Annotated in this window: 9 protein-coding genes; 8 read left to right on the top strand and 1 reads right to left on the bottom strand. The window is 62.0% G+C overall.

Annotated elements, in window-relative coordinates:
* Positions 1–56: 56 nt before the first annotated feature.
* Complete coding sequence (gene tagH, locus BFP95_RS11655; RefSeq protein ID WP_065880295.1) at positions 57–1,391, bottom strand: type VI secretion system-associated FHA domain protein TagH; 1,335 nt, start codon at positions 1,389–1,391, stop codon at positions 57–59.
* Positions 1,392–1,782: 391 nt separating this feature from the next.
* Between tagH and tssA the strand changes: the two genes are divergently transcribed.
* From tssA to tssH, 8 genes are all read left to right on the top strand, one after another.
* Positions 1,783–2,802 carry a type VI secretion system protein TssA gene (gene tssA, locus BFP95_RS11660; protein ID WP_065910111.1) on the top strand — a complete coding sequence of 340 codons (1,020 nt, stop codon included), beginning with the start codon at positions 1,783–1,785 and terminating at the stop codon, positions 2,800–2,802.
* Positions 2,803–2,856: 54 nt separating this feature from the next.
* Positions 2,857–3,363, top strand: a complete 507-nt coding sequence (tssB, locus tag BFP95_RS11665; RefSeq protein ID WP_003231688.1) for a type VI secretion system contractile sheath small subunit — start codon at positions 2,857–2,859, stop codon at positions 3,361–3,363.
* A gap of 2 nt (positions 3,364–3,365) precedes the next feature.
* Positions 3,366–4,865 carry a type VI secretion system contractile sheath large subunit gene (gene tssC, locus BFP95_RS11670; RefSeq protein WP_065910113.1) on the top strand — a complete coding sequence of 500 codons (1,500 nt, stop codon included), beginning with the start codon at positions 3,366–3,368 and terminating at the stop codon, positions 4,863–4,865.
* A gap of 172 nt (positions 4,866–5,037) precedes the next feature.
* A complete protein-coding gene (locus BFP95_RS11675) occupies positions 5,038–5,526 on the top strand; it encodes an Hcp family type VI secretion system effector (protein WP_005792512.1) in 489 nt (162 codons plus the stop codon).
* A 92-nt stretch (positions 5,527–5,618) separates the two neighbouring features.
* Positions 5,619–6,134 (top strand): type VI secretion system baseplate subunit TssE, encoded by a 516-nt coding sequence (gene tssE, locus BFP95_RS11680; RefSeq protein ID WP_005792513.1) that lies wholly within the window; start codon positions 5,619–5,621, stop codon positions 6,132–6,134.
* Positions 6,131–7,990, top strand: coding sequence for a type VI secretion system baseplate subunit TssF (gene tssF / locus BFP95_RS11685; protein WP_049710907.1), 1,860 nt, complete (start codon positions 6,131–6,133; stop codon positions 7,988–7,990). Before tssE ends, tssF begins: the two co-directional genes overlap by 4 nt.
* On the top strand, positions 7,954–8,997 hold the full coding sequence (gene tssG / locus BFP95_RS11690) for a type VI secretion system baseplate subunit TssG (RefSeq protein ID WP_065875498.1): 1,044 nt from the start codon (positions 7,954–7,956) through the stop codon (positions 8,995–8,997). The genes tssF and tssG overlap by 37 nt, the downstream gene beginning before the upstream one ends.
* Positions 8,990–11,653 (top strand): type VI secretion system ATPase TssH, encoded by a 2,664-nt coding sequence (gene tssH, locus BFP95_RS11695; protein ID WP_065910115.1) that lies wholly within the window; start codon positions 8,990–8,992, stop codon positions 11,651–11,653. Before tssG ends, tssH begins: the two co-directional genes overlap by 8 nt.
* Positions 11,654–11,795: the final 142 nt, after the last annotated feature.

Genomic DNA, 11,795 nt, shown 5'->3' on the forward strand with positions numbered 1-11,795 from the left:
CTGCGTCCTCAATGACGTACTTAGCTATCCGTTAATCCATGTGTTGCGGCGCGGGTTTAGCGACGCTGTCGTGCGCTGTGTTCTTCGTAGGCCCGGCTGAATTCGCGGCCGAACAGGTCCTGGAAATCTTCCTGGGCCTCGCGGGAAATATTGCTGTAGAGCTCGGTGAACTGCTGCCAGTACTGGGCCTGGCGCGAGCCGTTGAAAATGCTCGACAGCCCGCCGGGCTTGCCCATGCGTTCTTCCAATTGCGCGGGTTCAAAACGGCTGAGCAGGTGCTTGATCGCCGCCTCCACGCCGGCCATCACCGCCAGTTGGTGGGCACGCAGGTCGTTGAAACTGTCGCGTACGGCGAGGTCCGGTGCCATGAACGCCTGGTTACCGTGACGCAGCAAAAGCAGCAACGCTTCGTCGGCATTCGGGGCGAATTTCAACGGATTGTTTTCTGCAGGCTGGATCATCGTCTGCTGCATGCGGAACTCGCCCTTCAGGCTGGCGCGGGCACGCAACACGTCGATCAGGCCTTCGACCATCAGACGGTAGCTGCGGCCGATGCTTTCCATCTGGGCTTGCGCCTGGGTTTTATCGAGGCTCAGTTGATCGAGACCAGCACCGCGCAGGAAGGCTTGCAGGAGATCGGGTTGTTGGCTGTCTGCCACTGGGCGCACAGGCTCGACCACGGGTGGCGGCTGGATCGCCGGCGCGGGCGGTGGAGTGGGTGGTGCGCTGACCACCGGCGCCGGCGCATCGCCAAGCAGGTCCCAATCCTCAGGAATCACCGAACCTGACACCACAGGTTTCTCGACCACTGGCACGGTGACGGGCGTCGGCGGGCGGAAGTCATGCTGTTCAGAAGGCACGTGATCCGCCACGGTCGGCGGCGGCACGGCGGTGGGGCTGAGGAAGTCAAACAGGTCCGGCAGGGTGTCCATCGACGAAGCGCCCTGGAACTGGGGCGCGATAACCGGTGCTGGGATTGGCGTGGGCGTGCTCACCACGGCGCCCAGCAGCGCTTCAAAGCTGTTCGGCGAATCACCGGCAAACGGCTGGCTCTCGACGGCCTGCACGTTGAAATCGATACGTGCCTGGATCTCGTAATCGCCGATACGGATCAACTCACCATCTTGCAGCGGCTCGCTGTTACCCCGGCGCATACGAACACCCGCTTTAACCAACTCCACACCATTAGTGCTGTTATCGGTTAGGTAATAACGGCCGTCTTTGTATTGAATAACACAGTGTTGCGAGGAAACCAGGCGCTCAGGGTCAGGCAGGATCCAGTCATTTTCCGAGCTGCGGCCGATAGCAATCGCGCCCTGGTTCATGGACTTTTCGGAGCATTGCCCAGGGGTAATCTTGTGATAACTAGTGATAGTCAAACACAGCGACATCTTGCCTCCTTGCTGATACTTCGCGCGCGGTCGATTCCCGGAACTGCGCCTCCGGGATATCCTCATCAGGTCGAGCAACCGACCCTATAACCTGCCAATGCCAGCATGATCGCTGATCTTAACTGGGCTCTGTGACAAAAATCCTGCCCCGGTGCGTCGTTCGACCCACCAGTCGCCCAGGTTGTTAAGCACCGCACATCTGTCACAGAGGGCGAATAGCTTACCTTGACAAGGCATAAGTACTACACCAAAAATGCACAACTTCTTGAATACCAGTAATGGCACATTAATAGCAGTGCGCCTATATGACCAAGAAAACATGCAAAGTTCCTCGCGCAACTAACGCATGAATTGCCCGTCATCTAACGGGCTGATAGGGAGATCGATTTCAGTGGATGTGCCGTTGCTGCTCACCGCCGTTTCTACGACTTCGCCGTGTGGCGAAGACATGGAATATGACGCGCAATTTTTGCAATTGGAGCGTGATGCCAAGGGCCAACCCGAGCGCAGCATGGGCGACTCCACCCTGCCCGCTGAACCGCCGGAATGGCGCAGCATCCAGCAGCAAAGCCTCGACTTGCTGGCGCGCAGCAAAGACCTGCGCATCACCCATTTCCTGCTGCAAAGCTCCCTCGCCCTGCAGGGCGTGGCTGGCTTAGCCGAAGCCCTGACACTGATCAACGCGTTGCTGCGCGACTACTGGGCCGACCTGCACCCGCGTCTGGATGCCGACGACGATAACGACCCCACTGTGCGCATCAACGCCCTCACCGGCTTGACCTGCGACACCAACATTCGCCTGCTGCGCGAAAGCATCCTCACGCGTTCACGCACTTTCGGCCCCGTGAGCCTGCGCGCTGCGCTCAACGCCAGCGGCCTGCTGAGTTTCCCCGATGAACAACTCGGCGCCCAGCAACTCACCGCCGCGTTCCTCGACAGCGACCCCGAGCAACTGCAAGCCACCCGTGACGCCCTGATTGCAGCGCGTGCGGCGTGCGAAGCCATCGAACAGCAAGTCAATGATCAGGTCGGTTCCGCCCAGGGCATGGACCTCAGTGCCTTGAAGCAGCCGCTTAAACAGGCGTTGCAGATACTCAATCAAGCGGTGCCTGGCGCCGACAGCAGCAGCGAACCCGAGGCCGTCAGTGACGACAATGCCCCCTCGGTCGACTTCGCCGCCGCCCCCGCAGCACCGCGCCCCGCTGGCGATATCGCCAACCGCGACGATGTGTTGCGCAGCCTCGACAAGATCCTTGCGTACTACACCCGGCACGAGCCTTCGAGCCCGTTGCCGGTGCTGTTGAACCGGGCGAAGCATCTGGTGCACGCCGACTTCGCGGCCATCGTGCGCAATCTGATTCCCGACGGCATGTCCCAATTTGAAAACCTGCGCGGCCCGGACGGCGAGTAAGCCGCCCGGCAGTCCAGTAACAACACCGTCGCTCAAGCGACCAGGAGCAGCAACGTGGCGAAGCAAAGTTCTCAGAAATTCATCGCGCGCAACCGCGCGCCTCGAGTGCAGATCGAGTACGACGTCGAGCTTTACGGCGCCGAGAAAAAGGTCCAGCTGCCCTTCGTGATGGGTGTGATGGCCGACCTCGCCGGCAAGCCTGCCGAGCCTTTGGCGGCGGTGGCTGACCGCAAGTTCCTTGAAGTGGACGTCGACAACTTCGACTCACGCCTCAAGGCCATGCAGCCGCGCGTGGCCTTCCACGTACCGAACGAGCTGACCGGCGAAGGCAACCTGAGCCTGGACATCACCTTCGAAAGCATGGACGACTTCAGCCCGGCCGCCGTGGCACGCAAGGTCGACTCGCTGAACCAACTGCTCGAAGCCCGCACCCAGCTGGCCAACCTGCTGACCTACATGGACGGCAAGACCGGCGCTGAAGAAATCATCATGAAGGCGATCAAGGACCCGGCATTGCTTCAGGCACTTGCCAGCGCGCCTAAGCCTGCAGGGGACCAGTAATCATGACTGACAATACCGCCCGCGAAAGCTCCCAGATCCTGGGTACCCAGACCGAAGAAGCCAGCGAGTTCGCGAACCTGCTGCTGCAGGAATTCAAGCCAAAGACCGAGCGTGCCCGCGAAGCCGTCGAAACGGCCGTGCGCACCCTGGCCGAACAGGCCCTGGCGCAAACCGACCTGGTGTCCAATGACGCGATCAAGTCGATCGAATCGATCATCGCCGCCATCGACGCCAAGCTGACCGCCCAGGTCAACCAGATCATCCACCATCAGGATTTCCAGCAGCTGGAAAGCGCCTGGCGTGGCCTGCACTACCTGGTCAACAACACCGAGAGCGATGAGCAGCTCAAGATCCGCGTGCTCAACATCTCCAAGCCCGAATTGCACAAGACCCTGAAGAAATTCAAGGGCACCGCGTGGGACCAGAGCCCGATCTTCAAGAAGATGTACGAAGAAGAATACGGCCAGTTCGGCGGCGAACCGTACGGTTGCCTGGTGGGCGACTACTACTTCGACCAGTCGCCTCCCGACGTAGAGCTGCTGGGCGAGCTGTCGAAAGTCTGCGCCGCCATGCACTCCCCTTTCATCGCTGCGGCTTCGCCGACCGTGATGGGCATGGGCTCGTGGCAGGAACTGTCGAACCCGCGCGACCTGACCAAGATCTTCACCACCCCGGAATACGCGGGCTGGCGCTCGCTGCGTGAATCGGAAGACTCGCGCTACATCGGCCTGACCATGCCGCGCTTCCTGGCACGCCTACCGTATGGTGCCAAGACCGACCCGGTGGAAGCCTTTGCTTTCGAAGAAAACACCGACGGTGCCGACAGCTCCAAGTACACCTGGGCCAACGCCGCGTACGCGATGGCGGTGAACATCAACCGTTCGTTCAAACATTACGGCTGGTGCTCGCGCATCCGTGGCATCGAGTCCGGCGGCGAAGTGGAAAACCTGCCGGCCCACACGTTCCCGACCGATGACGGTGGCGTGGACATGAAGTGCCCAACCGAAATCGCGATCAGCGACCGCCGTGAAGCGGAACTGGCGAAGAACGGCTTCATGCCGCTGCTGCACAAGAAAAACACCGACTTCGCCGCGTTCATTGGCGCGCAATCGTTGCAGAAACCGGCCGAATACGACGATCCGGACGCCACCGCCAACGCCAACCTGGCCGCGCGCCTGCCGTACCTGTTCGCCACCTGCCGTTTCGCTCACTACTTGAAGTGCATCGTGCGCGACAAGATCGGCTCCTTCAAAGAGAAGGACGAGATGCAACGCTGGTTGCAGGACTGGATCCTCAACTACGTGGACGGTGACCCGGCGCACTCCACCGAAACCACCAAGGCCCAGCACCCATTGGCTGCCGCCGAAGTGATCGTGGAAGAAGTGGAAGGCAACCCGGGGTACTACAACTCCAAGTTCTATCTGCGCCCCCACTACCAGCTCGAAGGGCTGACCGTGTCGCTGCGCCTGGTATCGAAGCTGCCTTCCGCTAAAAGCGCCTAACTAACTCATGAACCGGCTCCTCTGTGGGAGCCGGGCTTGCCCGCGATGCAGGCGACGCGGTCTGCCAGTCAGACCGCGGTGATGCAATCGCAGGCAAGCCAGCTCCCACAGAAAAGCAAAGCCCCATTGGGCTTAACCAAATTTCGTGGCTTGGGCCACACAGGGAGAAAACATGGCTGTTGATATTTTCATCAAGATCGGCGACATCAAGGGCGAGTCCATGGACAAGGCCCACAAGGACGAAATCGACGTACTGAACTGGAGCTGGGGCATGGCCCAGTCCGGCAACATGCACGTTGGCGGTGGCGGCGGCGCGGGCAAGGTGAATATCCAGGACCTGTCGCTGACCAAGTACGTCGACAAGGCTTCGCCGAACCTGATGATGCACTGCGCCAGCGGCAAGCACATCGACAAGGTCAAGCTGACCGTGCGCAAGGCCGGCGGCGAAAGCCAGGTCGAGTACATGGTGATCAACCTGGAAGAAGTGCTGGTCACCTCGCTGAGCACCGGCGGTTCGGGCACCGATGACCGCCTGACCGAAAACGTCACCCTGAACTTCGCCCAAGTGATGGTTGATTACCAGCCGCAGAAAGCCGACGGCACCAAAGACGGCGGCGCGATCAAGTTTGGCTGGAACATCCGTTCCAACACCAAGCGCTGATAGCCCTTGTGGCCATGGCTTCGCGCCATGGCCACAAGCATCCGCCCCGCTGAAAAACCGTCCCCTCACAACCCGTCCGTGGAGCTGCTTTGGTGGTAACTGAAATCGCTTCCCGCGACCGTCTGCAACCGTCCCTGCTGGACCGGCTGACTGACGACGACCCAACCAACCCCAAGGAAAGCGCCGACAAACGCGTGCTGTCCCTGACCCAATTAAAAGCCTCGGTGCTGCGCGACCTGGCGTGGCTGCTCAACACCACGTCGTTGCTGGATGCCGACGCCACGCTGCACACCCCGGCCGGTACCTCGGTGGTCAATTACGGCCTGCCGGCGCTCGCGGGCAACAGCGTTTCCAGCGTGGACATCAAGGCGCTTGAAGCCTTGATCTACCAGGCTATTGCCACTTTTGAGCCACGCATTCTGCGCCACACCCTGCGCGTCAAAGCCCGCGTCGGCCATGGCGAGATGAACCACAACGCGCTGAGTTTCGAGATCGAAGGCGACCTGTGGGCGCAGCCGGTGCCGTTGCGCCTGTTGCTGCAAACCGACCTGGACCTGGAGTCCGGCCATGTACGTGTGGTCAACGCCGACCAGCGGAGACGCCCATGAACCCGCGCCTGCTGGAGCTGTACAACCAGGAACTGCACCACGTGCGCGAAAGCGCCGCCGAGTTCGCCAAGGAATACCCGAAGATCGCCAGTCGGCTGACCCTGTCCGGTATGGACTGCGCCGACCCGTACGTCGAACGCTTGCTCGAAGGCTTTGCCTACCTCACGGCCCGCGTGCAGCTCAAGCTCGACGCCGAGTACCCGACCTTCACGCATAACCTGCTGGAAATCGCCTACCCGCACTACCTGGCACCGACGCCGTCGATGACCGTGGTGCAATTGCAGACCGACCCGGACGAAGGCTCGCTGGCCAGCGGTTTCCCCTTGCCCCGCGACACGGTATTGCGTGCCGCGCTGGGCCGTGAAACCCAGACTTGCTGCGAGTACCGCACCGCCCACCCGGTGACGTTGTGGCCGTTGCAGGTGAGCAACGCCGAGTACTTCGGCAACCCCGCCGCCGTGCTCGGGCGCCTGGCTGCGAGCGAGCCGAAGGCCAAAGCGGGCTTACGCCTGACCCTGCGCACCGGCGCCGAGTTGCCGTTCAACAGCCTCGACCTGGATAACCTGCCGCTGTACCTCAGCGGTGCCGATGAGCAACCGTTTCGCCTTTACGAACAGTTGCTGGGCAACGCCTGCGCGGTGTTCGCGCGCAAACCCGGTGGCGATTGGGTCGAGCGCCTGCCGCCAGACGCGCTGCGTTCCCGTGGTTTTGACGATGCCGACGCGGCCATGCCGGTGGTTGCCCGCGCGTTCCAGGGCTATCGCCTGTTGCAGGAATACTTCGCCCTGCCCCATCGCTTCCTGTTCGTCGAATTCGCCGAACTGAGCCGTGCGGTCAAGCGCTGCGACGGCCAGGAGCTGGAACTGATCGTACTGTTTGACCGCCACGAACCGAGCCTGGAAGGCAGCGTCGGCGCGGCGCAGTTCCTGCCGTTTTGCACCCCGGCGATCAACCTGTTCCCGAAACGGGTGGACCGTATTCACCTGTCTGACCGCGTCAACGAACACCATGTGATCGCTGACCGCACGCGTCCGATGGATTTCGAGATTCACTCCTTGAGCGGCATCACCGGCCACGGCACCGGGCCGGAACAGCCGTTTTTGCCGTTCTACGCGGTACGCGATCCATCCCGCTACGGCCGCGACCAGGCCTATTACACGGTGCGCCGTGAGCCGCGCGTGCTGTCCAGCGACCAGCGCCGCAACGGCCCGCGCTCCACGTACGTGGGCAGCGAAACCTTTGTCAGCCTGGTGGACAGCCGGCAGTCGCCGTACCGCCATGACCTGCGCCAACTCGGCGTGACGGCGCTGTGCACCAACCGCGATTTGCCGTTGTTCATGAGCGTGGGCAACGGCAAGACCGACTTCACCCTGGCCGACAGCGCCCCAGTGTTGTCCGTGCGGTGTGTGGCAGGCCCAAGCCGCCCTCGCGCCAGCCATGCCCATGACGCCAAGGCCTGGCGCCTGATCAGCCAACTCTCGCTCAACTATCTGTCCCTGAGCGAACAGGGCCAAGGCGCGGCGGCCTTGCGCGAACTGCTGCGCCTGTATGGCGACAGCAACGACGCAGCCCTGCAATTGCAGATCGAAGGCCTGCGCGAAGTCAGCAGCAAAGCCGTGACCCGACGCCTGCCCATGCCCGGCCCGATTGTGTTTGGGCGAGGCCTGGAAATCACCCTGGAATTTGATGAAAACGCGTTTCGCGGCACCGGCGTGTTCCTGCTGGGTGCAGTACTGGAACGCTTCCTGGCACGCTACGTGTCGATCAACAGTTTTACCGAGACGGTGATCCGTACCACCGAACGCGGCGAGATCATGCGATGGAAAGCCAAGCCCGGACGTCGTCCGACCCTGTGAGTACCCTGGATGCGATGCATCAGGCGCCCTGGGAATACGATTTCTTCCAGGCGCTGCGGCGTATCGAGTGTGAATCGCCCGAGCTGCCGCGCCTGGGCCATTCCCTGCGCCTGGCGGATGACCCGTTGCGCCTGGGCCAGCAGGCTGATTGCACCTTCGCCCCGGCCACACTGGCCTCGGTCGATCCGGGTGGCGATGGCAAGCCGGCGCGACTGGAGCAATTCTTCTTTGGCCTCGGCGGCCCCAACGGCCCGTTGCCGCTGCATATCACCGAATACGTACGCGAACGCCAGCGCAACAACGCTGACAGCACCAGCAAGCAGTTTTTGGATGTGTTCCACCATCGCCTGCTGAGCCTGTTTTACCGGGCCTGGGCCGAGGCACGGCCGACGGTCAGCCACGACCGCCCGGACGATGATTACTGGTCTGCACGCCTGGCGGCCTTGAGCGGTCGTGGGATGCCGAGCCTGCTCAATCAGGGACTCATCCCTGATACCGCGAAGCTGCATTACAGCGGCCACCTATCGGCGCAAACCCGTTACCCGGACGGTTTGAAGGCGATCCTCGGCGAGTATTTCGGCCTGCCGGTGGAGATAGAAGAATACGTCGGCCAATGGCTGGAATTGCCCGAACGCAGCCGCGTGGGCGTGAGCGCCAACAGGCTGGGTGTGGACTTTTGCCTGGGCAGCTTCGTGTGGGACCGCCAGCACAAATTCCGTATCCGCCTGGGTCCGCTCAAGCTGGATGACTACATGGGCATGCTGCCCGGCCATCAGCCGTTCAACGAGCTGGTGGCGTGGGTGGCCGAGTACCTGGGCCATGAATTGGACTGGGACCTGAACCTGGTTTTGCAACAACCCGAAGTCCCGGCGCTGCAACTCAACGGCCAGTTCCGCCTGGGCTTCAACACCTGGCTCGGTAGCCCTGCGCACGACGCCAACGACCTAATCCTGGCCCGGCATTACGCCGATCAGGCCACCACCTCAAGGAATCCAGAGCATGGGTGAAATCAGTCGCGCCGCACTGTTCGGCAAACTCAACAGCGTGGCCTACAAGGCCATCGAAGCCGCCACCGTGTTCTGCAAGCTGCGGGGCAACCCGTATGTGGAACTGGCTCACTGGTTTCATCAATTGCTGCAACTGCAGGACTCGGACCTGCATCGCATCATCCGCCAGTTCAACCTGGAACCGGCACGCCTGGCCCGTGACCTGACCGAAGCCCTGGACCGCCTGCCGCGCGGCTCGACTTCGATCACTGACTTGTCGTCCCATGTGGAAGAAGCCGTGGAGCGCGGCTGGGTCTACGGTAGCCTGATGTTTGGCGAAAGCCAGGTGCGTACCGGTTACCTGGTGCTGGGTATTTTGAAGACGCCGAGCCTGCGCCATGCGTTGCTGAGCCTGTCGTCGGAGTTCGACAAGATCAAGGCCGAAGCCCTGAGCGAACGCTTTGACGAATACGTCGGTGACTCACCGGAAAACGCCCTGAGCGCCAGCGATGGCTTCAATGCCGGCGCCGTACCGGGCGAAGCCAGCGGTGCCATGGCGCCGAGCGCGATGGGCAAGCAGGAAGCGCTCAAACGCTTCACCGTCGACCTGACCGAGCAGGCACGCAGCGGCAAGCTTGACCCTATCGTGGGGCGTGACGAAGAGATCCGCCAACTGGTCGACATCCTGATGCGCCGCCGCCAGAACAACCCAATCCTTACTGGCGAAGCTGGCGTGGGCAAGACCGCCGTGGTCGAAGGTTTCGCCCTGCGCATCGTCGCCGGCGACGTGCCGCCTGCACTCAAAGACGTGGAACTGCGCAGCCTCGACGTGGGCCTGCTGCAAGCCGGCGCCAGCATGAAAGGCGAGTTCGAACAGCGCCTGCGCCAGGTCATCGAGGACGTGCAGGCGTCGCCCAAGCCGATCATCCTGTTTATCGACGAAGCCCACACGTTGGTGGGTGCCGGTGGTGCTGCAGGCACTGGCGATGCGGCCAATCTGCTCAAGCCTGCATTGGCGCGCGGCACCTTGCGTACCGTGGCCGCCACAACTTGGGCCGAGTACAAGAAGCACATCGAGAAAGACCCGGCCCTGACCCGCCGCTTCCAGGTAGTGCAGGTTGCCGAGCCGTCAGAGGACAAGGCGCTGCTGATGATGCGCGGCGTGGCTTCGACCATGGAGAAACACCATCAGGTGCAGATCCTCGATGAGGCGCTGGAAGCCTCGGTCAAGCTGTCCCACCGCTACATCCCGGCGCGTCAGTTGCCGGACAAATCCGTGAGCCTGCTGGACACCGCCTGCGCACGCGTCGCCATCAGCCTGCACGCGGTGCCGGCGGAAGTGGACGACAGCCGCCGTCGCATCGAAGCGCTGGAAACCGAGCTGCAAATCATCGCCCGTGAGCATGCCATCGGTATTGCGATTGGTGCGCGCCAGACCAACAGCGAAGCGCTGCTGAGCGCTGAACGTGAGCGCCTCGCCACGCTGGAAAGCCGCTGGGCCGAAGAGAAAACCCTGGTGGACGAACTGCTCGCTACCCGCGCGACTTTGCGCGAGAAAGCCGGCGCCGTAGACAGTGGCGACGACGCCTTGCGCGAGCAACTGGTCGACCTGCAACAGCGCCTCAGCGTACTGCAAGGCGAAACCCCGCTGATCCTGCCGACCGTGGACTACCAGGCCGTGGCCTCGGTGGTCGCCGACTGGACTGGCATCCCGGTCGGCCGTATGGCGCGCAACGAACTGGAAACGGTGCTCAACCTCGACCAGCACCTGAAAAAACGCATCATCGGCCAGGACCATGCCCTGCAGATGATCGCCAAGCGCATCCAGACGTCCCGCGCTGGCCTCGACAACCCGAGCAAGCCAATTGGCGTATTCATGCTGGCCGGCACCTCCGGCGTGGGCAAGACCGAAACCGCGCTGGCACTGGCCGAAGCCATGTATGGGGGTGAGCAGAACGTCATCACCATTAACATGAGCGAATTCCAGGAAGCCCACACCGTGTCGACCCTCAAGGGCGCGCCACCGGGCTATATCGGCTATGGCGAAGGCGGCGTGCTGACCGAAGCGGTACGGCGCAAACCCTACAGTGTGGTGCTGCTGGACGAGGTGGAAAAAGCCCACCCGGACGTGCATGAGATTTTCTTCCAGGTGTTCGACAAGGGCGTGATGGAAGACGGCGAAGGCCGGGTGATCGACTTCAAGAACACCCTGATCCTGCTGACCACCAACGCCGGTACCGAGCTGATTTCCCGGGTGTGCAAAGACCCGGCAAACGTGCCGGAGCCGGAAGAAATCGCCAAGGCCCTGCGCCAGCCGCTGCTGGAGATTTTCCCGCCGGCGCTGCTCGGCCGCCTGGTGACGATTCCGTACTACCCGCTGAGCGACGAAATGCTCAAGGCGATCACCCGCCTGCAACTCGACCGCATCAAGAAGCGCGTGGAAAACACCCATAAAGTCGCCTTCGACTATGACGACGCGGTGGTCGACCTGATCGTCTCGCGTTGCACCGAGACCGAAAGCGGCGGACGCATGATCGACACCATCCTGACCAACAGCCTGCTGCCGGACATGAGCCGTGAATTCCTCACGCGCATGCTTGAGAGCAAGGCTTTGGCGGGCGTGCGGATCAGCAGCCGGGATAATGAATTGCACTACGACTTCAGCGACGCAGATTGACCTGACGGGACACGGTCAAAATGTGGGAGCTGGCTTGCCTGCGATAGCGGTGTATCAGTCAACATCAATGTTGAATGTTCAATTGCTATCGCAGGCAAGCCAGCTCCCACATTGGATTCGGTTCCTTCAGTAATCAAGACCT

The sequence above is a fragment of the Pseudomonas sp. 58 R 12 genome, assembly GCF_900005865.1.
GTDB lineage: Bacteria > Pseudomonadota > Gammaproteobacteria > Pseudomonadales > Pseudomonadaceae > Aquipseudomonas > Aquipseudomonas tritici.

Bases quoted from the DNA above. Each gene is read 5' to 3' on its own strand.
- tagH (WP_065880295.1), bottom strand. From the start codon at position 1,391: ATGTCGCTGTGTTTGACTATCACTAGTTATCACAAGATTACCCCTGGG.
- tssC (WP_065910113.1), top strand. From the start codon at position 3,366: ATGACTGACAATACCGCCCGCGAAAGCTCCCAGATCCTGGGTACCCAG.
- BFP95_RS11675 (WP_005792512.1), top strand. From the start codon at position 5,038: ATGGCTGTTGATATTTTCATCAAGATCGGCGACATCAAGGGCGAGTCC.
- tssF (WP_049710907.1), top strand. From the start codon at position 6,131: ATGAACCCGCGCCTGCTGGAGCTGTACAACCAGGAACTGCACCACGTG.
- tssG (WP_065875498.1), top strand. From the start codon at position 7,954: ATGGAAAGCCAAGCCCGGACGTCGTCCGACCCTGTGAGTACCCTGGAT.
- tssH (WP_065910115.1), top strand. From the start codon at position 8,990: ATGGGTGAAATCAGTCGCGCCGCACTGTTCGGCAAACTCAACAGCGTG.